Source organism: Stutzerimonas chloritidismutans (genome assembly GCF_038562055.1).
Taxonomy (GTDB): Bacteria; Pseudomonadota; Gammaproteobacteria; order Pseudomonadales; family Pseudomonadaceae; genus Stutzerimonas; species Stutzerimonas chloritidismutans_A.
The window spans coordinates 176494-198452 of the sequence record NZ_JBCFXD010000010.1; the positions used below are offsets into that span (position 1 = coordinate 176494).

General features: G+C 58.4%; 21 protein-coding genes and 1 pseudogene. 12 read left to right on the forward strand and 10 right to left on the reverse strand.

Annotated features, from left to right (window positions below; genetic code table 11):
- Positions 1–56 precede the first annotated feature (56 nt).
- From accC to AAGW23_RS16110, 5 genes are all read right to left on the reverse strand, one after another.
- Positions 57–1406 carry an acetyl-CoA carboxylase biotin carboxylase subunit gene (gene accC, locus AAGW23_RS16090; RefSeq protein ID WP_102836812.1) on the reverse strand — a complete coding sequence of 450 codons (1350 nt, stop codon included), beginning with the start codon at positions 1404–1406 and terminating at the stop codon, positions 57–59.
- 17 nt (positions 1407–1423) lie between these two features.
- Positions 1424–1879 (reverse strand): acetyl-CoA carboxylase biotin carboxyl carrier protein, encoded by a 456-nt coding sequence (gene accB / locus AAGW23_RS16095; protein ID WP_342407358.1) that lies wholly within the window; start codon positions 1877–1879, stop codon positions 1424–1426.
- Between the two features lie 79 nt (positions 1880–1958).
- Positions 1959–2402 (reverse strand): type II 3-dehydroquinate dehydratase, encoded by a 444-nt coding sequence (aroQ, locus tag AAGW23_RS16100; RefSeq protein ID WP_342407359.1) that lies wholly within the window; start codon positions 2400–2402, stop codon positions 1959–1961.
- 152 nt (positions 2403–2554) lie between these two features.
- On the reverse strand, positions 2555–4345 hold the full coding sequence (locus tag AAGW23_RS16105) for a protein-disulfide reductase DsbD (protein WP_342407360.1): 1791 nt from the start codon (positions 4343–4345) through the stop codon (positions 2555–2557).
- A gap of 71 nt (positions 4346–4416) precedes the next feature.
- Complete coding sequence (locus AAGW23_RS16110) at positions 4417–4740, reverse strand: Rieske (2Fe-2S) protein (protein ID WP_342407361.1); 324 nt, start codon at positions 4738–4740, stop codon at positions 4417–4419.
- 130 nt (positions 4741–4870) lie between these two features.
- Here AAGW23_RS16110 and AAGW23_RS16115 point away from each other — a divergent pair.
- The 3 genes and pseudogenes from AAGW23_RS16115 to AAGW23_RS16125 all read left to right on the forward strand — a co-directional run bounded on the left by AAGW23_RS16115 (position 4871) and on the right by AAGW23_RS16125 (position 7568).
- Positions 4871–5907, forward strand: a pseudogene (locus tag AAGW23_RS16115) (FecCD family ABC transporter permease).
- Complete coding sequence (locus tag AAGW23_RS16120) at positions 5907–6674, forward strand: heme ABC transporter ATP-binding protein (protein WP_342407362.1); 768 nt, start codon at positions 5907–5909, stop codon at positions 6672–6674. The pseudogene AAGW23_RS16115 and the gene AAGW23_RS16120 overlap by 1 nt, the downstream one beginning before the upstream one ends.
- Positions 6675–6683: 9 nt before the next feature.
- Positions 6684–7568, forward strand: a complete 885-nt coding sequence (locus AAGW23_RS16125; protein WP_342407363.1) for a ChaN family lipoprotein — start codon at positions 6684–6686, stop codon at positions 7566–7568.
- 236 nt (positions 7569–7804) lie between these two features.
- On the opposite strand, the gene AAGW23_RS16130 is transcribed toward AAGW23_RS16125, so the two are convergent.
- From AAGW23_RS16130 to AAGW23_RS16145, 4 genes are all read right to left on the reverse strand, one after another.
- A complete protein-coding gene (locus AAGW23_RS16130; protein ID WP_342407364.1) occupies positions 7805–8602 on the reverse strand; it encodes a cyclic nucleotide-binding domain-containing protein in 798 nt (265 codons plus the stop codon).
- 105 nt (positions 8603–8707) lie between these two features.
- On the reverse strand, positions 8708–8980 hold the full coding sequence (locus AAGW23_RS16135; protein ID WP_342407365.1) for a TfoX/Sxy family protein: 273 nt from the start codon (positions 8978–8980) through the stop codon (positions 8708–8710).
- 8 nt (positions 8981–8988) lie between these two features.
- The gene (locus AAGW23_RS16140) at positions 8989–9741 is read right to left on the reverse strand and encodes a class I SAM-dependent methyltransferase (RefSeq protein WP_342407366.1); all 753 of its coding nucleotides are present in this window, start codon (positions 9739–9741) and stop codon (positions 8989–8991) included.
- A gap of 151 nt (positions 9742–9892) precedes the next feature.
- Entirely contained in the window at positions 9893–11455 is a 1563-nt protein-coding gene (locus tag AAGW23_RS16145; protein WP_342407367.1) for an AAA family ATPase, read from the reverse strand.
- A 154-nt stretch (positions 11456–11609) separates the two neighbouring features.
- Here AAGW23_RS16145 and mrcB point away from each other — a divergent pair, with 154 nt between their 5' ends.
- From mrcB to AAGW23_RS16160, 3 genes are read left to right on the forward strand one after another with little or no spacing between them, the layout of a single operon-like run.
- Positions 11610–13922: a penicillin-binding protein 1B gene (gene mrcB / locus AAGW23_RS16150; protein WP_342407368.1), complete on the forward strand. Its 2313-nt coding sequence runs from the start codon at positions 11610–11612 to the stop codon at positions 13920–13922.
- A 54-nt stretch (positions 13923–13976) separates the two neighbouring features.
- Complete coding sequence (locus tag AAGW23_RS16155) at positions 13977–14690, forward strand: tetratricopeptide repeat protein (protein ID WP_342407379.1); 714 nt, start codon at positions 13977–13979, stop codon at positions 14688–14690.
- Positions 14690–15022: a YqcC family protein gene (locus tag AAGW23_RS16160; RefSeq protein ID WP_342407369.1), complete on the forward strand. Its 333-nt coding sequence runs from the start codon at positions 14690–14692 to the stop codon at positions 15020–15022. Before AAGW23_RS16155 ends, AAGW23_RS16160 begins: the two co-directional genes overlap by 1 nt.
- A 38-nt stretch (positions 15023–15060) precedes the next feature.
- Here AAGW23_RS16160 and AAGW23_RS16165 read toward each other — a convergent pair whose 3' ends face one another.
- Positions 15061–15492 (reverse strand): DUF4124 domain-containing protein, encoded by a 432-nt coding sequence (locus AAGW23_RS16165; protein ID WP_342407370.1) that lies wholly within the window; start codon positions 15490–15492, stop codon positions 15061–15063.
- A 403-nt stretch (positions 15493–15895) separates the two neighbouring features.
- Between AAGW23_RS16165 and AAGW23_RS16170 the strand changes: the two genes are divergently transcribed.
- From AAGW23_RS16170 to msrQ, 6 genes are all read left to right on the forward strand, one after another.
- Positions 15896–17620, forward strand: coding sequence for an acetolactate synthase 3 large subunit (locus AAGW23_RS16170; protein WP_342407371.1), 1725 nt, complete (start codon positions 15896–15898; stop codon positions 17618–17620).
- Between the two features lie 2 nt (positions 17621–17622).
- A complete protein-coding gene (gene ilvN / locus AAGW23_RS16175) occupies positions 17623–18114 on the forward strand; it encodes an acetolactate synthase small subunit (protein WP_073298694.1) in 492 nt (163 codons plus the stop codon).
- A gap of 46 nt (positions 18115–18160) precedes the next feature.
- Positions 18161–19177 (forward strand): ketol-acid reductoisomerase, encoded by a 1017-nt coding sequence (gene ilvC / locus AAGW23_RS16180; protein ID WP_148925040.1) that lies wholly within the window; start codon positions 18161–18163, stop codon positions 19175–19177.
- Positions 19178–19327: 150 nt separating this feature from the next.
- The gene (pssA, locus tag AAGW23_RS16185) at positions 19328–20161 is read left to right on the forward strand and encodes a CDP-diacylglycerol--serine O-phosphatidyltransferase (RefSeq protein WP_342407372.1); all 834 of its coding nucleotides are present in this window, start codon (positions 19328–19330) and stop codon (positions 20159–20161) included.
- 60 nt (positions 20162–20221) lie between these two features.
- Positions 20222–21238 carry a protein-methionine-sulfoxide reductase catalytic subunit MsrP gene (gene msrP / locus AAGW23_RS16190; RefSeq protein ID WP_342407373.1) on the forward strand — a complete coding sequence of 339 codons (1017 nt, stop codon included), beginning with the start codon at positions 20222–20224 and terminating at the stop codon, positions 21236–21238.
- Positions 21238–21843 carry a protein-methionine-sulfoxide reductase heme-binding subunit MsrQ gene (gene msrQ, locus AAGW23_RS16195; RefSeq protein ID WP_342407374.1) on the forward strand — a complete coding sequence of 202 codons (606 nt, stop codon included), beginning with the start codon at positions 21238–21240 and terminating at the stop codon, positions 21841–21843. The genes msrP and msrQ overlap by 1 nt, the downstream gene beginning before the upstream one ends.
- Positions 21844–21959 lie beyond the last annotated feature (116 nt).

Consider the following 21959-nt stretch of genomic DNA (forward strand, 5'->3'; position numbering starts at 1 on the left):
ATACCAGAAACGACAAGGGCTGCCGTTTGGCAGCCCTTGCTGATGTCAGCACTCGATCAGTGCTTGTCCATTCCCAGCTTCTTTTCCAGGTAATGGATGTTCACACCGCCTTTGCAGAAGCCTTCATCACGCACCAGATCCCGGTGCAGTGGAATGTTGGTCTTGATGCCGTCGACGACGATTTCGTCCAGGGCGTTGCGCATGCGGGCCATGGCTTCTTCACGAGTGGCGCCGTAGGTGATCAACTTGCCTATCAGCGAATCGTAATTTGGCGGTACCGAATAGCCGCTGTACAGGTGCGAGTCGACCCGTACGCCAAAACCGCCAGGCGCATGGAAGTGCTTGACCTTGCCCGGGCTCGGCAGGAAGTTCGAAGGATCTTCGGCATTGATCCGGCATTCCAGGGAATGGCCGCGAATGACCACGTCGTCCTGTTTGATCGACAGCTTGTTGCCGGCGGCAATGCTGAGCATTTCCTTGACGATGTCGACGCCCGTCACCATCTCTGTGACCGGATGCTCTACCTGAACGCGGGTGTTCATCTCGATGAAGTAGAAGTGCCCATCTTCGTACAGGAACTCAAAGGTACCGGCGCCCCGATAGCCGATCTCTACGCAGGCGTCAGTGCAGCGCTTGAGTACTTCGGCACGTGCCTTTTCATCAATGTACGGTGCAGGCGCTTCTTCCAGGACCTTCTGGTGACGACGCTGGAGCGAGCAGTCGCGATCGCCCAGGTGTACGGCGTTGCCTTGGCCATCGGACAGCACCTGAACTTCCACGTGGCGTGGGTTGCCGAGGAACTTCTCGAGATAGACCATCGGGTTTCCGAACGCCGCGCCCGCCTCGGTGCGTGTCAGTTTGGCCGACTTGATGAGGTCTTCTTCGTGATGAACGACACGCATGCCGCGGCCGCCACCGCCACCAGCGGCCTTGATGATCACCGGGTAACCCACTTCACGAGCGATGCGTAGCGCTTCGGCTTCGTCTTCCGGAAGCGGTCCGTCAGAGCCCGGTACCACAGGTACTCCGGCTTTGATCATTGCGTCCTTGGCTGAGACCTTGTCGCCCATCAGGCGAATGGTTTCGGCTTTCGGGCCGACAAAGGCAAAACCGGATTTTTCAACTTGCTCGGCGAAATCGGCGTTTTCGGCCAGAAAGCCATAGCCGGGATGAATGGCGGTAGCGCCGGTCACTTCCGCTGCGGCAATGATCGAGGGGATGTGCAGGTAGGAGTTGGTCGCGAGGGCCGGGCCGATGCAGACGGACTCGTCGGCCAGGGCCAGGTGCATCAGCTCCCTATCGGCGGTGGAGTGAACTGCGACGGTCTTGATCCCCAGCTCTTTGCAGGCTCGCAAAATCCGCAGGGCGATTTCACCGCGGTTGGCGATTAGTACTTTTTCCAACATCGCTGGCTCTCCGCGGTTCAAACGATGGTGAACAGCGGCTGGTCGTATTCGACCGGCTGACCATTCTCCACCAGGATGGATTCGATGGTGCCGCTGGTTTCGGCCTCGATGTGGTTCATCATCTTCATCGCTTCGACGATGCAGAGGATGTCGCCTTTCTTAACGCTCTGCCCGACTTCAACGAAGCTGGCCGACTCCGGTGAGGAGGCGCGGTAGAAGGTGCCGACCATCGGCGATCGGACTACAGTGCCATTGAGCTTTGGCTGTGCCGGTGCGGCATCGGCGGCTGGTGCGGCGGCCGGAGCAGCTGCGGGGGCCGGCATTGGCGCTTGCGCATAATAAGGCTGCTGCATTGCAACCTGCTTGCTATGACGGCTGATGCGAACGGACTCTTCGCCTTCGTGAATTTCCAGTTCGTCGATACCGGACTCTTCCAGCAGCTCGATCAGTTTCTTGACTTTGCGAATATCCATGAAGCAGTGACTCCCAGGTAAGTTCAAAGGGCATTGCTGCTCGCTTCTTCGAGGCCGGCGCGTTTTGCGCGCGGTCCTGTCAGGAAGCAGCGAGTTGTTCCAGGGCGGCCTCCAATGCCAGGCGATAGCCGCTGGCGCCAAGACCGCAGATCACCCCTACCGCGACATCCGAGAAATAAGAGTGATGGCGGAAAGGTTCACGCTTGTGCACGTTTGACAGGTGCACTTCGATGAATGGGATGCTCACCGCCAGCATCGCGTCACGTAGCGCAACGCTGGTGTGTGTGAAGGCGGCGGGATTGATCAGGATGAAGTCCACGCCTTCGCTGCGTGCGGCATGGATGCGCTCGATCAGCTCGTGCTCGGCATTGGACTGTAGATGCAGCAGATGGTGGCCGGCATCACGGGCTCGCTGCTCCAGATCCTGGTTGATCTGCGCCAGCGTCGTGGCGCCATAGACGCCGGGTTCACGGGTGCCAAGCATATTCAGATTCGGGCCGTGGAGGACCAGAAACGTCGCCATGAGTATTCCTTGTTGTTCTGTCCAGACGGGCGCTTGAGCGAGCGCCCATCGGTGAGGGGAAAAACTATGCACGAAGCGAGGGCTGACTGTCCAGTCATGTCTTGATCGGCGTAAATGCCGACATTATGGCTGGAGATTGCTGCAGGGACTGTCTACAGAGAGGCTTCGGCGCGGTCCAGTCGTTCCGTGAACTGGCCGGCATCGATTTCGCCGACGACCCTTACGTCGGTCAGCTCCTTGCCGGTGCGATCAAAGAACAGAACCGCTGGCGGGCCGAAGAGCTTATAGCGGTCGAGCAATGCCCGCTGCTCCGGGTTGCTGTCGGTAATGTCGAAGCGAACCAGGCGGTAGTCTGCAAGACGTGGCGCAATCTCTGGAGCGGCGAACACTTCGCGCTCGATCACTTTGCAGCTGATACACCAGTCAGCGTACCAATCGAGCATCAGCGGTTGGCCTGCCGCCTGCGCCGCGCTGAGCTGGGCGTCAAGTTCAGTCGGGGTAGTCACTGTGCGCCAAGCTTCTGTTTCGCTGGCGGAGCCACTCGCTGCGACTGAGGTGGCGCGAGGCAGCGGTCGCAGCGGATCGGAGTTCCCCTGCAGCGCACCGACCCAAGCCGCCAGTGCATAGACCAGCAGCACCAGGCCCAGCAGCTGTGCGAGTTTCTGCCGGGGTGTCTTGAAACCAAATTCCAGCGTGCCTAGGAACAGTGCCGTGCCGGCAGCCAGCAAGCCCCAGAGCGCCAGCGCTAGCGGGCCTGGCAAGACTCGCTCGAGCATCCACACGGCAACCGCCAAGAGCAACACACCAAAGACGTTGCGTACCGTGACCATCCATGGGCCGCTTTTGGGAAGTAGGGCGCCGCCGCCAATGGCGAACAGAATCAGCGGCGTGCCCATTCCTAAGCCAAGGGCAAACAGTTTGAGGCCGCCACCCAGCGCGTCGCCACTGGCGCTGATATACAACAAGGCGCCCGCAAGCGGTGCAGAGACGCATGGCGAGACCAGCAGGCTGGAGACCGTTCCGAGCACCGCAGCGCCAAGGAAGGAGCCGCCTTTGGCATTGCCAGCAATGCGCTCGAGGCGGTAGCCCATCGCCTGCGGCAAACGTAACTCGAACAGTCCAAACATGGCCAAAGCGAAGGCGACGAAAAATAACGCGAATGGCACCAGGATCCAGGGCGACTGCAAGCGGGCCTGCAGATTCAGTTCAGCTCCGAACATGCCCATCAGTGCCCCTAGTACGGCGAAGCCGGCCGCCATTGGCAGGACGTACGCGAGCGATAAAGCAAAGCTGCGCATTCCTCCGATCTGCCCGCGCAAAACGACACCGGAAAGGATCGGCAACATGGGCAACACGCAGGGCGTGAACGTCAGCCCCAGTCCTGCGAGAAAGAACAACGCCACCGAGCGCCAGGACAGCGCGGCAGTGGTGTCAGTCGTAAGGCTTGAGTCCGTCGCTGCAGATGCGGCCTTAGGAGTGCCGCCAATGCCGCCAATATCGAGGGACTCGGTTTCCGGCGGATAGCACAAACCCTTGTCTGCGCAGCCTTGATAGGTCACCTGTAAGGTAAAGGGTTGATTCTGCGGGTTGCGAATCGGAAGTTCGACGTCGAGCACGCCGTAATAAACTTCGACTTCGCCGAAATAGTCGTCGGTCTTTTGCTCTCCCGCGGGCAGGTTCGCTTCGCCGATAACGACACCGGGCGTATTGGTCTTGAATTTGAACTGGTGCCGGTAGAGGTAATAGCCTTCCGCTGCGACGAAACGCAGCTTGACCTGCTCAGGCGATGCGTCGATCAGGTTCAGGCGGAACGCCTGACGTACCGGCAGGAAGTCAGCACTGTTGTTCAGCCCCCCGAGCGTCGAGCTGGGGCGGCTGTCGAAAAGGCCTGCAACAGCGGGGAGGGCGAATAACAGGATCAGCAGACTCAGCAAGCGGCGCATAGTCATCTCACAGGAAGCAGTGGCGGCATGATACCCAACGCGGCCAATCGTCGCTTGTACGCAACGTCGCACTAGCGCACGTTCTGTAACCAGATGGTGCCGTTTCGCTCGACGTATGCCAGCGCATGCAGCGCTTGCCCAGCGCAGGGGCCAGCGACGCACTCACCGCTATCAATCAGAAATAGCGCGCCGTGGGTCGCGCATTGGATGAGGCTGCCGCTGCTGTCGAGAAACTCATCTGGCAGCCACTCCAGCGGGATTCCGCGATGTGGGCAACGGTTCTTGTAGACGTAAAGCGTGCCATCCTTGCGAATCGCCAGCAGGCGCTGTCCATCTCGTTCGAATCCCTTGCTCTGCCCCTCCGTCACCTCTGCGGTCTCGCACAATCGAATCATCGGGTCCTCCTTAGCTCCAAAGATTATCACCCAAACAGCCCGCTACAGGGTTGGCGAACAATGGATAGCGCTGGCGGAGTCGGTGGCTGGCTTTTATCCTTCGCTCGAACTTCAATTGGCGAAACTTTTGATGAGCCCAGTGCTATCCGCACGCCCTTTTTTTCTTTCGCTGGGCCTCATGTGTCTGATTGCCTTCTGGGTGTCGCTGGCGCTTGGGCCGGTTCATCTACCGCTGATCGACATACTGCACGCCTTGCTGCAGCTGTTTGGCTTATCGACGGGAGGTGAGGGGGCCGACCAAGCTGTGCTGATCCTCGGGCAGATCAGATTGCCACGCGCTTTGCTCGGGTTGAGCGTCGGGGCGGTGCTGGCGCTGTCCGGCGTCGCTATGCAGGGTTTGTTTCGTAATCCACTGGCCGATCCCGGGCTGGTCGGTGTTTCCAGTGGTGCCGCACTAGGCGCCGCCGCCACCATCGTCGGGGGAGAGCTGGTTGGCGGGATATCCCCATTGCTGGAGCCCTATCTGTTGTCGGTCAGCGCGTTCCTCGGTGGTCTAGGTGTCACTTGGATGGTCTATCGCCTCGGTCGGCGGGATGGGCGTACCCATGTCGCGACGATGCTTCTCGCCGGTATTGCGCTGACTGCTCTGGCGGGCGCGGTGATTGGACTTTTCACCTATATAGCTGACGATAATGCGTTACGTACTTGACCTTCTGGAATCTTGGCAGCCTGAACGGCGCAAGCTACGCACGGCTCTGGCCACTCCTGCTGGTGACTGTGGCCGTGGCATTCTGGCTGCCTCGCCGGGCGCGGGCGCTGAACGCCCTGTTGTTGGGTGAATCGGAGGCGCGTCACCTAGGCTTTGATGTCGAGCGACTCAAGCGCGAACTGGTGTTCTGCACGGCACTCAGCGTCGGCGTAGCGGTAGCGGCGGCGGGCATGATCGGGTTTGTTGGTCTGGTGGTTCCCCATCTAGTCAGGCTGCTGATTGGTCCTGACCACCGCTTGCTGCTACCGGCGTCGGCGTTGGCAGGGGGCAGTCTGCTGCTGCTTGCCGATCTTTTTGCTCGGCTTATGCTGGCGCCTGCGGAGCTGCCGATTGGGATTGTCACTGCACTGCTGGGCGCGCCTTTCTTTCTCTACCTGCTATTGCGGCGGCCTCACTGATGCTCAGTTTGCTGGGGGGCTGTGTTCGGCGAGGCGCGTCCAACGTTCTTGTTGGCGTTGACGTCAGGCTTGAGCCGGGCGAGGTCCTAGGGGTGCTGGGGCCAAACGGCGCAGGTAAAAGCACTTTGGTTGGCGCGATGAGTGGAGAGCTGCCTCTCAACGCTGGCGAGGTGCTGCTGCATCAGAAGCCGTTGCACAACTGGCATGGTTCAGAGCGCGCCCGTTGCCTGGCAGTACTGCCGCAAAGCTCAACCTTGAGTTTTGGTTTTCGTGTCGATGAAGTGGTTGGCCTGGGGCGTTTACCCCATGACACTGGTTTTGAGGCCGACCGGACGATCGTGGCCGCTGCGCTTCGTGCGGCAGATGCTCAGCATCTGGCGCAGCGGAGCTACTTGTCACTGTCCGGAGGCGAGCAGCAGCGCGTGCACCTCGCTCGGGTGTTTGCCCAGCTCTGGCCTGGGCGTACCGGACAAGTCCTTTTGCTTGATGAACCTACAGCCATGCTCGATCCGCAGCATCAGCACAGCACCTTGCATGCAATCCGCCAGTTTGCCGAGCTGGGCGGCGCGGTACTGGTTATCCTGCATGATCTCAATATTGCGGCGCGCTACTGTGATCGCCTGTTGTTGATGGCTGATGGGCAAGTGCAAATGAGCGGTACGCCCGAGCAGGTGTTGCAGGCCGAGCCGCTGAAATTGGTGTTTGGGCTCGATGTGCTGATCCAGCGACACCCGGAACGAGGCCATCCGCTGGTTGTTGCCCGCTGAGGATATCCCATGCGAATACTATTGCCCCTGGTCATGCTTCTACTCACCGCCTGCCAATCGCAGCCGCACTTGCCGACCTGGCAAAGCCCTGTGGGGCGTGAGCATCCTTATCTCGGACGAATTGTCGATTTGCAAAGTGGCGAGCAGATCTCGCCGAATCGGTTGATTGACGAGCTGGTCACGGTCGATCAGGTCTTGGTTGGAGAGCGCCATGACAATCCAGACCATCATGCACTGCAGCTCTGGCTTCTTCAGGCATTGGCGCAGCACCGGGCGCAGGGCAGCCTGTTGTTGGAGATGTTGAACCCGGATCAACAGGATAATGTGGCGCAGGTGCAAGCATCGGTTGAGCGCGGCGAATGGCCGGCTGATCTGGCGGCTGCGCTGGACTGGCAAAACGGCTGGGAATGGAAGCAGTACGCGCCAGTGGTCAGGCATGCGCTGGCGCAGCCGTATCCGTTGATGTCGGCCAATCTCGACCGAGCGGAGATCATGCGAGTTTACCGTCGTATACCCACCCTGACCGGCGCGCCCGCTGATAATGAGGTGCAGCGGACCTTGCTCGCGCAGATTCGGATGTCCCATTGCAATATGCTGCCTGAGACGCAGTTGCCTGCCATGCTGGCGGTTCAGCAGCAGCGCGACCAGCGAATGGCTGAGCAGCTGGATGCTGCCCCGAAGCCGACGATGTTACTGGCCGGTGCTTTCCACGTCCGGCGAGATCTCGGCGTGCCGCTGCATGTTGAGAGCCATGACGGTCGAGTGACCACCCGTGTACTGATACTTGCGGAGGTGGAAGATGTGGTTCGCGCCGGTCAGGCAGATTTCGTCTGGTATACCCCCGCCCAGCCGCAGCAGGACCATTGTGCCGGACTTCGGAAAGCCACCGAGTAGTTGGCATAACGCTTACGCGGAGCCAATGTTTTTGCGCGGACAAAAAAAGACCCGGCAAGAGCCGGGTCAAAACCGTGATTAGCCTGATGAGGAGATAACCTGAAAGTCCGACTGCCCGTTCTTTCAGCTTACCGGCTGATCTCGCGACCAGTGGTGCTAATAATAACAATTCTCATTCGTTAGTCAATAGGAGAATTCAATTAAATTTTCTCGGCTTTCGTCGGGGTCTCTTGGCGCTAGGCAGAAAGGGGCATGCGCAGCTGGGTGACCTCTTTATTCAGCAGGTCGATGCGCCTGGCCATGCTTTCTATGAGGCTGTGAGCAATCTTGGGGTTGCTCTGCATCAAGCCGAGAAACTGATCTTTGGGGATAAGCATGACGGTGCAGTCGACGGTCGCGACGACGGTCGCGCTGCGCTTCTCTTGAGTGAAAACCGCCATCGCCCCGAAAATCTCGTCACGTTGCACGTCGCCAACCTTCTGCCCATCTACAAAAGCTTCTGCGTTGCCTTCGATGATGATGAACACGTTGTCCGCATCGTCCCCTTGGCGAATCAACTCGTCGCCCGCGGCAAAATGCTGAAAGCCGGTTGTGGGGTGGATTTCGGGTTGCTTAAGGCGCGCCAATGCGTCTGATAGCAGCGCCGTCTGCCCAATCAAGTACTGGGTATAGAGCTCCTGACGACGCTGATCGGTATGGATGTGGCGAAACACCTCGCTGCGCGAATAGGGAATCAGGCGAATCAATTCCTCGCTGCGGTAGCGGCAAAGCGGCAGCTCCATTCCTTGACGCAGCCCAAACAGATCACCTTCCTGCATGTAAAACAGTGGTCTTTCACCGACCAGTGCATGCAGCAGCCCGCATTCGATGATGAACAGGTGCTGCTCGGGTAAATCCTGCGCCAAGTCGTCGGAAGCCTTGATCGCGATAGTTGGTGCCGAAGGGGCGAGGCCTTCGAGCAGTTGCGCGGGGATCCCCTGCAAACGGTTGATCAGTTGATCGGCATAGGCCGGTTGTTCCCCGAGTAGATACATGTCGGCAATCCTTGGACAAGCGGGCTCACTGAGTTGGAGCGATGCGCGTGCTCACCATAAGGCCGCGCTCGACGAGAGTAAATCTTGTCCAGTGAGCATTGTGAGCTAGCTCTTGTCTCGGTAATCGAGGCGGGCCAGATGCTGGTTAAGCTCGGTCTTAAGTGTGTCCGGCAGTTCCTTCCAGCTGACGTCACGCAGTGCGCCTTCGATGGCGTAGAGCAGCACTCTTGATGCGCTGAAACCTCTGGATTTGACCGCCTGGTAAGCGCTGACCGCGCCGAGTCGACGCAGGTCATCGGCGGTGTGAATACCTGAGGCGTGCAGCCACTGCGCGGATGTTTTGCCGAGATTTCTCAGGGTCAACAGCTCGTCGTGCATGATTGCTCCTATCGGCCTGGGTAGCCAGCGAGGAAATGAAGCGGCCAGCGAACCCGGCGTAGGTGAGCTGGGTTCCCCCACAGGCGCTTGAACTCAGACTCCAGTTCAGTGACTGGGTCTAGGTCATGGCTCTGCTGCCACCGCTTCACGGCTGACCAGGTACGCAGATAGCCAAGTAGTTGCGGCAAGTTCCAGCGGGCCTCGATAGAGAACGCCGGAGGTTGGAAGGTTTCGAATGGCACCTGAATATCCCGGTAGCCAGCATCGACACTGGCGCGTCCTGGAGGCCAGTAACCGCAAAGCGTCTCGCTATGCAGCTGTCCGATCAGCGAGTCCAGCGACGGTTCGATATGAAGCAAGCTGTAGCACCAGGCGCAGAACAGACCGTCTGCTGACAGCACCCGCTTTGCTTCGGCAAAGAAGGCAGGCGTGGCGAACCAGTGCAACGCCTGAGCGACCACCAACAGGTCGACGACACCATCGCGCAGCGGTAGGCGCTCGGCCTGTGCAGCAAATCGCTCGGCGGATCGCCAGTCGCCAGTGCCAGCCAGTTGCTCAGCGCTGGCATCGCATGCCATTACCCGGTCGAAATGGTCCGTTAGCGCGCGCGCCGCCTGGCCAGTGCCCGACGCAACGTCAAGCGCGCAGCGTGACTTCGAGCACTGTTCGACAAGCCAATTGAACAGGCTGTCAGGATACGTTGGGCGGAACAGCGCGTAATCGTCAGAACGAATTGAAAAGAGCTGGACGCTGTCACCCATCGCAACGGTCCAGCGGCAACAAAGGCAGAACAGTGTGAGGCATGGCCGACTTCCGCTGACAGACCTGTACAAGTATAGAAGCACCGCCGGGTTCTGCCCTCAGCGGTGCCTGGATGACGCTTTTCTGTACAGATGTCCGCCAGTCCGGTTGTCAGAGGCCCGGCAGGCGTTGACGAATGTCACTGACCAAAGCGTCGAGACTTCCTGCTTCAGGTGTGCTGATCTGTCGATTGAGCATTTGCTCGCTCTCGCTCAGCGGCTCGCGGGAAGACTGTTGAGCTTTGATTACCGACAGCGTGGCATCGGACGGGTCGCCACCCTCGGCCTGGCGCTGTATGAGCCACTGCTCGATGACTGCGTCGGGCGCCTCGCAGCTGAGTATCATAAAGGGCACACCGGTCGACTCCGCGACCTGCCAGGCGGCCTGGCGATACTGGTGTTTGAGATAGGTCGCGTCGATCACCACCGAGAAGCCTGCGCTAAGCGCGTTCTCAGCCAGCGAGTGCAGTCGCTGATAGGTCGCATCGCCGGCCTCGGCAGTGTATATGCCGGCGCTTAGCTCGGAAGCCTGTGACTCTGGCTGCTGGCCATAGAGTCGTTTGCGTTCGACATCCGAACGTATCCTGATCGCTCCCAGTGCCTCGACCAGGCGCAGCGCAACCTGGCTCTTGCCGACCGCCGATACGCCGTGGGTGATGGCAAGAAAGCGGGAGGGAATGGCGCTGTAGCTTTCGGCCAGATTAGCGTAGCTGCGATACTGGCGCAGGACGATCCGGCGCTGAACGGCGTCTTCTTCCTGATGCAATCGGAACAGGCTGACCTTGGCCCGAACAAGCGCGCGATACGCCTTATAGAGGTTGAGCAACTGCAGCGCAGCGTAGTCTCCGGTGCGTTCCAGCCAGCCGTTGATAAAGCGCCGTGCCTGACACTTCAAGCCACGATCTTCCAGGTCCATCGCCAGGAAAGCTGCATCGGAAGCGATATCGATCAGGCGAAATGGCTCATTGAATTCGATGCAGTCGAACAACACCACCTTGTCTTCGATGATCGTAGCGTTGCCCAAATGCAGGTCGCCGTGGCATTCGCGGATGAAACCTTGCTGGCTGCGCTGCTCGAGCAAGGGCTGCAGGCGGGCGATGCTGGTTTCGGTCCAGTCCAGCAGGGCGTCGAGTTGCTGTAGGTCCGCTTGTTCGGTTAGCAACGGACGGATCTGCTCGAAGTTCTGCCGCATCGGAGCAACGATCCCCTCGGCGCTGTTTAGCGCATGATCTGCAGCCACCTGCGGGATGCTCAGGTGGAACTCGGCGATCTGTTCGGCGAGGGCGTCGATGTGATTGTCCGTCAGCTCACCCCTGGCCTGTACCTCTGCCATCAGCTGTGTTTGCGGAAACTCGCGCATCTGCAGCAGGTATTCGATCGGCTCGCCATTTCCGTCGATTGCCGGATGCTCGATGCTGCCGGTGACAGGCAGGACCTGAAGATACAGTTCCGGCGCCATACGCTGGTTCAGGCGCAACTCTTCCTCGCAGTAATGCTTGCGGGCGGACAGGTCGGTGAAATTGAGGAAGCCGAAATCTACCGGCTTCTTCATCTTGTAGGCGTACGTGCCGGTAAGGATGACCCAGGAAATGTGGGTCTCGATGACTTTGAAGCCGTCAACCGGGTGAGGGTACAGGGCCGGATTCTGCAGTGCAGTAATCAGTGCTTGGCTCACGGTCACTCCTTGTTGGTTTGCTGGACGGGTGTGTGAGCACTTGGGAGGCAGTTCACACAGTCGGAAAACGCTCCATTATGTCCATCCGCGGTTAGCGTGCAAACCGCCAAGAGGGCGTCTTCGGCTCAAATCAAAGTGCGTATAATGCGCCGCCATGACTAAATCACGCTCGTCTCGTTCCCGCTCCAAACGCCGCTCCGGTGCTTCTCGCCCCTGGCTAGGTTGGATTATCAAACTTTCTATCGTTGCGCTGGTGCTGCTGGCCGGTGTTGCGGTGTATCTCGATGCCGTGGTGCAGGAAAAATTCTCCGGCAAGCGCTGGACGATCCCTGCGACCGTTTATGCCAGGCCACTGGAATTGTTTGTCGGGCAAAAACTCGACAAAGACGACTTTCTCACGGAGGTCGATGCCTTGGGCTACCGCCGAGAAAAGTCTGTAAGTGGGCCGGGGACTGTTTCGGTTGCCAGTAACGCGGTCGAGATGCATACCCGAGGCTTCCGCTTCTATGAAGGCGCAGAAGAGTCTCAGCGTATTCGCGTGCGCTTTTCCGGCGACCTCGTCGCGGGTCTGGCACGCATGGACGGCGGCGAGCTGCCGGTGGCCAGGCTGGAGCCATTGGTCGTGGGTGGGCTATACCCTGCGCACAACGAAGACCGGATTCTGATAAAGCTCGATCAAGTGCCGCCTTATCTGGTGGAGACACTGGTCGCGGTCGAAGATCGGGAATTCTTCGATCATTTTGGTGTGTCGCCTAAGTCCATTGCGCGTGCCGTCTGGGTGAACCTTACCGCTGGTGAGGTGCGTCAGGGAGGCAGCACGCTGACGCAGCAGCTGGTGAAGAACTTCTATCTCACCAACGAGCGCAGCCTGAGCCGCAAGGCGACCGAAGCCATGATGGCGGTGCTGCTTGAGCTCCACTATGACAAGCCGGAAATCCTTGAGGCCTATCTGAACGAGGTTTTCCTTGGTCAGGACGGTCGTCGCGCCATTCACGGTTTCGGTTTGGCAAGCCAGTACTTCTTTGGCCGGCCGCTCGCGGAGCTAAAACTGCAGCACGTGGCCTTGCTCGTCGGCATGGTCAAGGGGCCCACGTACTACAATCCTCGCCGCCATCCTGAGCGCGCCATGGAGCGACGCAATTTGATCATCGATCTGCTGGCTGAGCAGCAGGTCATCAGCCCAGAGGAAGCTGCCCAGGCGAGGCAGGCGCCCCTTGGCGTGACGCAGCGTGGCAGCCTGGCCGACAGCTCCTACCCGGCATTTCTCGACCTTGTGAAGCGGCAGTTGCGAGAGGACTATCGCGACGAAGACCTTACTGAGGAAGGGCTGAGGGTTTTCACCAGCTTTGACCCCATCATTCAATCCAAGGCTGAAAAAGCCATGACCGATACGCTAAAGCGTCTGGGCAAGGCCGCCGAGGGTGTCGAAGGTGCAATGCTGGTCACCAACCCGGAAACCGGCGAGCTGCAGGCGATGCTGGGAAGTCGTCATCCAGGCTTTGCCGGCTTCAACCGTGCCCTCGATGCGTCGCGGCCAATCGGCTCGCTGATCAAGCCGGCAATCTATCTCGCTGCCCTGGAAAAGCCCAGCCAATACACCTTGACCAGCCTGCTTGAGGACGAGCCGTTCTCTGTCAAAGGAACCGACGGCAAGGTTTGGAAGCCTCAGAATTACGGGCGTACCGCTCATGGCACGGTCTATCTTTATCAGGCCCTGGCGAATTCCTACAACCTGTCGACCGCGCGGCTCGGCTTGGATCTGGGCGTACCGCATGTGCTCAAGACGCTGGCGCGCTTGGGCGCTTCGCCCGATTGGCCGGCCTATCCGTCTATGCTGCTGGGCGCGGGCGGATTGCGCCCTATCGAAGTTGCTGGGGTCTACCAGACAATCGCCAATGGCGGCTTCAATACTCCGTTGCGGGCCATTCGCAGTGTCGTTGCGGCCGATGGCGAACCCCTTAGCCGCTATCCGTTCAAGATCGAACAGCGATTCGATCCCGGCGCTATTTACCTGACCCAATATGCCATGCAGCGAGCGATGGTCGAGGGGACTGGACGCTCTGTCTACAATCAGGTCCCCAGATCGCTGGCACTGGCAGGCAAAACCGGTACCACCAATGATTCTCGTGACAGCTGGTTCGCAGGCTTCAGCCAGGATCTGCTCGCGGTGGTCTGGTTGGGGCGCGATGACAACGGAAAAACTTCGTTAACCGGTGCCACAGGCGCGCTGCAGGTATGGGCGGACTTTATGCGCCGTGCCGACCCATTACCCCTGCAGATGCCCGTGCCGGACAATGTGTCGATGGCCTGGGTAGATGCACGGACCGGAGAGGGGACGCCGGAAAATTGCCCGGACGCCGTACAGATGCCCTATATCCGCGGAAGCGAGCCGGGGCCGGGGCCGGGTTGCGGCATCCAGGCCCCGGCTGAATCGGTCATGGATTGGGTTCGTGGCTGGTTGCCATAGGTGGCGGCTGGCCGGTTGGTTTATCAAGAGGTCTGAACTGTGAATAAGCAATGGATGATCGTGTTGGTGGCGGCGGCGCTGCTGCCGGGCTGCGCATCGGTCAAGCGCGGCGCGATACCCGTCGTTGATTCGGGGGCACCGGTGTCGGAGGAGGTTTCCGCGCGTCAGCCCAGCCGCCGCACTAACGCACCTGTTACCGCTGGGCCATCTGCGCCTGCAGACTCGGGCGTTATGGTCATGGTGCCGCAGCAAAGCTCCGAGCCGTTGCAAACCTATGGCGCACCTGATGTCGCTTTCTCTGGCGGCTCTGAACAAGCGCCTGCCGGAGGGGCCGGGCAGTGGATCCCGCCCACTCAGTCCGCGCCAATTCCCGCCCCGGTCCAGCGACAGCCAATGCCCAGCGGAATACCGTCAAACAGCGCGACCTTGTCGGCGGATGAGCGGCTTGACGGGCCGGTGCTGGCGTTGCTTACCACTGCGCAGCAACAACAGGGAGGAGGCGACCTGAACGGAGCTGCGTCCAGTCTCGAACGGGCTCAGCGAATCGCCCCGCGCGAACCGCAGGTGCTCTATCGGTTGGCTCAGGTCCGTCTGGCCCAAGGGGATGCCATTCAGGCCGAACAACTGTCTCGGCGTGGGCTGAGCTATGCGAGCGACCGGCCAGCCCTGCAGGCAAGCCTCTGGGAACTGATCGCGCAGGCTCGTGAACGTCAGGGAAATGCTGCCGGCGCTGCGCAGGCACGCGAGCGGGCCAAGGTTTCGATGTGATGGATGATCGAGTGCCTGCGTTGGCTGACCAGTTGCTATTGATCGAGCGCGAGCTTCGGTTGCTTGGGGTTTGGGCGTCGTCACCGCCGGCGCCTGAAGCGCTTGCCAGTCAGGAGCCGTTCTGCGTCGATACACTGGCGTTCGATCAGTGGTTGCAGTGGATTTTCCTGCCGCGCATGAAACACATTCTGGAGCACGGTCAGCCATTGCCAACCGTGTCGGGCATTTTGGCGATGGCTGAAATGGTTTATCAAAATCAGCCGCAACGCGTGGTTGGGCTGTTTGAGGCGCTTGAAACCTTCGACCGACTGATAAGCGAGGGCGAAGGCTGAACAACGCCGGCCATCTAGGCAGGCGTTAGTCGCTGCGTTCAGTTACAGCTGTCAGCGATCTTGTTTTGGGTTTCGCCAATGCGCGCCTGGCGTTCTTCTTCATTCAGGCGCCGAGTGCCGCCGTCTTCTTGCACACGCACGCGCGGGTTGTTTTGCAGTTGCGCCAGATTGGTTCGCAGGGTAGTGCAATAATGTTGCCGCTCGGCTTCCTGCTTTGCAACTTGTTGCTTGACCTTGCGGTCAATGTCGCGCTGTTCCGACTCGCCTGAAACTGCCGGCGCGGCGCTTTCGGCCACGGCTGGCTTTGGCGGGGCGATGGCCGTATTCAGCGTTTCGGCCGGCAGGCCTTGGGGCGGCTGTGCTCCAAAATGTGTAACGCCTTTAGCGTCGACCCATTTGTAAACCTGGCCGGCCATGATGCTGCTGCTCAGTGCAAGCAGCAGGCCGCCTGCGAGAATGGTCAAACGCATGTTTTTCCCTTCAGTGGATGCAAAACCAAGCCGGTACTATACGCAAAAGACAGAGGCCTTCATTCTGCGCTGGATCACAGCTGAATGCAGCCGAAGGGCAACACCGGACTTGACTTGACCAAGCCTAATCCGAACAATTCCATGCTTGCTGTTCTGAGAGGCCGCCGCAAGCGAGCCTTTCGCTCAATCATGAGGTGCATACCCGCGCCGACCTGCAACATCCGCAACGCGTTACCTCGCGCTGGGAGGGGTGCCCCGCAACACTTTGGGGCTTCCCTAGTACTCGCTTTGACAGTAGCTGACGTAGTCGGCGACCACCGTCGCTCACGCACTGCTTGGCAGTAAACCTAATTCTGGCCGGTCCGACGCGGAGCGGCTATCTGGCGTTCTAGAGGTGAATAACGTGGAACTTTTATCCGGCGCTGAAATGGTCGTCCGCTTCTTGCGCGACGAAGGCGTTAAGTACATCTACGGCTATCCGGGCGGCGCCTTGCTGCACATCTATGATGCGCTGTTCAAGGAAAAGGAAGTTACGCATATCCTTGTTCGTCATGAGCAGGCTGCTACCCACATGGCCGACGGCTATGCGCGTGCCACCGGCAAGGCCGGTGTAGTACTGGTCACTTCAGGCCCTGGCGCGACTAATGCCATCACCGGTATTGCAACTGCCTATATGGACTCGATCCCGATGGTAGTCATTTCGGGGCAGGTTGCCAGCAATATGGTGGGCACCGATGCTTTCCAGGAAACCGACATGATCGGTATCTCTCGGCCCATCGTTAAGCACAGCTTCATGATCAAACATCCTTCGGAAATTCCCGAAGTGATGAAAAAAGCGTTCTACCTGGCGCAATCCGGTCGTCCCGGACCTGTCGTTGTCGACATTCCGAAAGACATGACCAATCCGGCCGAGAAGTTCGAATACGCTTATCCGAAAAAAGCCAAACTGCGTTCATACAGCCCCGCCGTTCGTGGGCATTCCGGACAGATTCGTAAGGCTGCCGAGCTTCTGCTGGCTGCCAAGCGGCCCATCATCTATGCCGGCGGCGGCGTGATCATGGGTGGTGCATCTTCGCAACTCACTGAACTTGCCAAGATGCTCAATCTGCCGGTTACCAATACCCTCATGGGCTTGGGCTGCTACCCAGGCAGCGACCGCCAGTTCGTCGGCATGCTGGGCATGCACGGTAGCTACACGGCCAACCTGGCAATGCATCATTCCGATGTCATCCTGGCTGTGGGCGCGCGCTTCGATGACCGCGTAATTAACGGTGCAACGAAGTTCTGCCCAAACGCCAAGATCATCCACATCGATATCGATCCGGCGTCCATTTCCAAAACCATCAAGGCCGACATCCCGATCGTTGGCCCGGTCGACAGCGTGCTTACCGAAATGGTGGCAATCGTCAAGGAGATCGGCCAGGCACCCAATGCTGAGACTGTTGCCAGCTGGTGGAAGCAGATCGAGGAATGGCGCGGCAGCCGTGGCTTGTTCCCTTACGACAAGGGCGACGGCACCATCATCAAACCACAGGCCGTTATCGAAACCTTGTGTGAAGTGACAAAGGGCGATGCTTATGTGGCTTCGGACGTTGGCCAGCACCAGATGTTCGCGTGCCAGTACTACAAGTTCGATAAGCCTAATCGCTGGTTGAACTCTGGTGGCCTCGGCACCATGGGCTTCGGCTTTCCGGCCGCGATGGGTGCAAAGCTGAACTTCCCTGAAGCCGACGTCGCCTGTGTTACGGGGGAGGGCAGCATTCAAATGAATATTCAGGAGCTGTCGACCTGCCTGCAGTACGACTTGCCGGTGAAGATCATCAACCTCAACAACGGTGCGTTGGGCATGGTTCGCCAGTGGCAGGACATGCAGTACAACAGCCGCTACTCCCACTCCTACATGGAATCTTTGCCCGATTTCGTCAAGTTGGTCGAAGCGTACGGGCATGTGGGAATGCGCATCACCGATCTGAAGGATCTGAAGTCCAAGATGGAAGAAGCCTTCGCGTTGAAGGATCGGCTGGTCTTCCTGGATATCGCAGTCGATACCAGTGAGCACGTCTACCCGATGCAAATCAAAGACGGCGCTATGCGCGACATGTGGCTCAGCAAGACGGAGCGTACCTGATCATGAGACACATCATTTCTCTGCTGATGGAAAACGAACCAGGGGCCTTGTCGCGTGTGGTTGGGCTGTTCTCGCAGCGCAACTACAACATTGAAAGCCTGACCGTCGCACCAACCGAAGACCCAACGCTTTCTCGGCTTACGCTGACGACGGTGGGGCACGAGGAGGTAATCGAGCAGATCACCAAGAACCTCAACAAGTTGGTAGAGGTCGTTAAGCTGGTCGATCTGTCCGAAAGCGCACACATCGAGCGCGAGCTTATGTTGATAAAGGTGAAGGCAACCGGCGCACAGCGCGCCGAAGTCAAGCGGACCACCGACATCTTCCGTGGGCAGATCGTTGATGTGACCTCCAACGTCTATACCATCCAGCTAGCCGGCACGACCGACAAGCTGGACAGTTTCATCCAGGCCATCGGTACGGCATCGATTCTGGAAGTGGTGCGCAGTGGTGTTACGGGTATTTCCCGTGGCGACAAAGTGCTGAGCATCTAATACGACTTATCGAATGGCCCGACCGGCCAGCAACAGGGGTAATTCCATGAAAGTTTTTTACGATAAAGATTGCGACCTCTCCATCATTCAGGGCAAGAAAGTCGCTGTCATTGGTTACGGCTCACAGGGCCATGCCCACGCATGCAATCTTAAAGATTCCGGCGTAGACGTAACCGTTGGTCTGCGTGCGGGTTCCTCGTCGGTCGCTAAGGCCGAAGCCCATGGTTTGAAAGTCGATAACGTTGCTGCCGCTGTTGCCGCTGCCGATGTCGTTATGATCCTGACGCCCGATGAGTTCCAAGGCCGTCTGTACCGTGACGAGATCGAGCCGAACCTGAAGAAGGGCGCCACGCTAGCGTTTGCCCACGGCTTCTCCATTCATTACAACCAGGTCGTACCGCGTGCCGATCTTGATGTGATCATGATTGCACCAAAGGCACCGGGTCATACCGTTCGCTCTGAGTTCGTCAAAGGTGGCGGTATTCCTGACCTGATCGCGATTTACCAGGACGCCTCCGGTAACGCCAAGAACGTCGCTCTTTCATACGCATCGGGTGTCGGCGGCGGTCGTACCGGTATTATCGAAACCACCTTCAAGGACGAGACCGAAACCGATCTTTTCGGCGAGCAGGCAGTTCTGTGTGGCGGTTGCGTCGAGTTGGTCAAAGCTGGCTTCGAGACACTGGTAGAAGCCGGATATGCGCCAGAAATGGCTTATTTCGAGTGCTTGCACGAGCTGAAGCTGATCGTCGACCTCATGTTTGAAGGCGGAATCGCCAACATGAACTACTCGATCTCCAATAACGCCGAATATGGCGAATACGTAACAGGCCCCGAGGTCATCAACGCCGAGTCGCGCGCCGCGATGCGTAATGCCCTGAAGCGCATTCAAGACGGCGAGTACGCCAAGATGTTCATCACGGAAGGCGCTGCGAACTACCCATCGATGACGGCTTATCGTCGTAACAACGCTGCCCATGGCATCGAAGTGGTCGGTGAGAAGCTTCGCTCCATGATGCCGTGGATCGCTGCCAATAAGATCGTTGATAAGAGCAAGAACTGATAATCGGTTTTGCTCGAAAAGACGCGGCTTCGGCCGCGTTTTTTCGTTTTGGCTGTGTGTCTCTGGTATAAACCGGTGTTTGGCCTAACGGTGAACCCGTTGTGCTAGGGCCTGTCGAAATTATTCAAACCTGCTGTAAGGTGAATCTGCATGAGTGAGCATCCCGAAGAGCCGAACAAATCCATCGAACCGGAAAGTCTTCTGCCGATTGACGAGCATATCGAAGAGAGCCAGGACGCCGAGGGTCGCAAGGTTCGTCATCGGGGCATCTACCTGCTCCCCAATCTCTTCACCACGGCCAATCTGTTTGCCGGTTTTTTCTGCATTGTCACGGCTATCAACGGCAACTTCTACGTCGCTGCTGCTACGGTATTTGTCGCGATGGTGCTTGATAGTCTGGATGGCCGAGTCGCACGCCTGACCAACACCCAGAGCGCATTCGGTGCGGAATATGATTCGCTGTCAGATATGGTCGCTTTCGGTCTGGCTCCGGCCATTCTCGCCTACCAATGGGCGCTGTCGAGTCTCGGGAATGTTGGGTTGACCGTGGCCTTTATCTACGTTGCCTGCGCAGCCTTGAGGCTTGCGCGCTTCAACACCCAAATTGGCAAAGTGGATAAGAAGTGGTTCATTGGTCTGGCGAGTCCTGCCGCTGCAGGGGTTGTGGCTGGATCGGTCTGGGCGGTTTGGGCGCTTGACGAACCGGGAATCCGCGGTCTCGATCTGCCCTTGGCGGTAATTATGTTGTTTGCGCTGCTGGTAGCTGCCGCGGGCCTGCTGATGGTCAGCAACATCAAGTACCACAGTTTTAAGGATCTCGATCTGAAAGGGCGGGTGCCCTTTGTGGCGATACTGGTCGTTGTATTGGTGTTTGCCGTGGTGTTCAGCGATCCGCCACGTATTTTGCTCCTGATCTTCCTCGCCTACGCCGTTTCTGGGCCGGTACAGTTCCTGATGCGTCGCCGCAAGCGCGCCGAAAGTTGATTTTTGAAATGATCCGCTGTCTAGTGCTTGTTCATACAGCCTCGGACAGCGGAGCACCTCATGCTGATCAGAACGCCGCGTCGCAGTGATTGTCTAGAATCAGAGGTAACCCCCGAAGCGCTCTATTTGAACCGTCGTCGGTTCGTTCAGGGAGCGGCTTTCTCAATTGCAGCCGCAGGGCTGCCCGCTATAGCCGAAGCTGAAGTCAACCCGGCGCGCTATGCGGACGTGGAGCCAGCGGACTCGCCCGCTTGGTTTGACGAAAAGCTACGACAGGCACATTGGAAAGCGGTAACGGTAAAAAACGAAGCCATTACCCCCTATCAAGATGCTACGCATTACAACAATTTCTATGAGTTCGGCCCGGATAAGGGTGATCCGGCGCGTCACGCGCCGCAGCTTGTTACGGAACCTTGGTTCGTGACGGTCGACGGAGAAGTGGCGAAGCCGGGCAAATATTCGATTGAAGATCTTGTTACAAATGCCGCGCTAGAGGAGCGAATCTACCGTTTACGTTGCGTCGAAGCCTGGTCGATGGTCATACCATGGCTAGGGGTTTCGCTGGCTGATCTGATCAGTCGCTTGGAGCCCACATCCCATGCTAAGTACGTGCGCTTTGAGACCTTAGCTCGCCCAGAGCAGATGCCGGGTATGCGCACGGGTTTTTCACTGATTGACTGGCCGTATGTTGAGGGCTTGAGAATGGACGAGGCTATGCACCCGCTGAGCTTGGCTGCGGTTGGCATGTATGGTCGAGTGTTGCCAAATCAGAATGGTGCGCCATTACGTCTCGTAGTGCCATGGAAGTACGGATTCAAAAGCATCAAGTCGATCGTTCGAATCAGTTTCGTTCGTGACCAGCCTGCGACCACATGGGAATCTATGGCTCCGCAGGAGTATGGTTTTTACGCTAACGTTAATCCCAGTGTCTCTCACCCGCGCTGGTCACAAGCACGTGAGCGACGGCTGCCTGGGAGCCTGTTTAGCCCAAATGTTCGAGAGACCCAGATGTTCAACGGCTACGAGGAGGACGTCGCGCGCTTGTATGCAGGTATGGATCTGAGAAGGCACTATTGATGCGCTATCCCTGGTGGAGGTTGTTGCTTTTCTGTTCCATAGCTAGCGTGCCGTGCTACTGGCTATATCTCGCCGCGGTAGCCGCGCTGGGCCCGGATCCCGGCAAAGTGCTAGTTGATAATCTCGGCCAAGGCGCTTTAGTTCTTCTGCTGTGTTCTCTTGCAATGACGCCTTTGAGGTCCTTGACTGGGTGGTCCGGCTGGATCGTATTTCGAAGGCAGGTCGGGCTTTGGGCGTTCGGTTACGCCGTACTTCATTTAGTTGCGTATCTATACTTTTTATTGGGTTTTGAATTTGGCGATTTTGCTGCTGAGTTGGTTGAGCGGCCATATATAGCGTTGGGGGTTATCGCCCTGGTAGGCCTGTCGGCACTTGCGCTGACGTCAACGCAGTGGAGCATGCGCAAGCTCGGTAAGCGCTGGAAGAAGTTGCACCGCATTGTCTATCCAGCGTTAATCGTCGTATTGCTGCACATGCTTTGGGTTGTGAGATCCGACGTCGGCCAGTGGAGCCTGTATGCCACGCTCGCAGCGATTCTGCTTGCCGCGCGATTGCCGGCTGTTAAGCGCGCCTTGGGCAGACTCAATGCCAGGCGGCGTAGCTAACCAATTACAAACAAAATCAAAAACAATCGTTGACGCGAGTTTCTGAGTGCCTATAATGCGCACCTTCTCCGGCGCAGGCCTTTGGCGAAACCTCTTGTAAATCAAGAAGTTAGCGA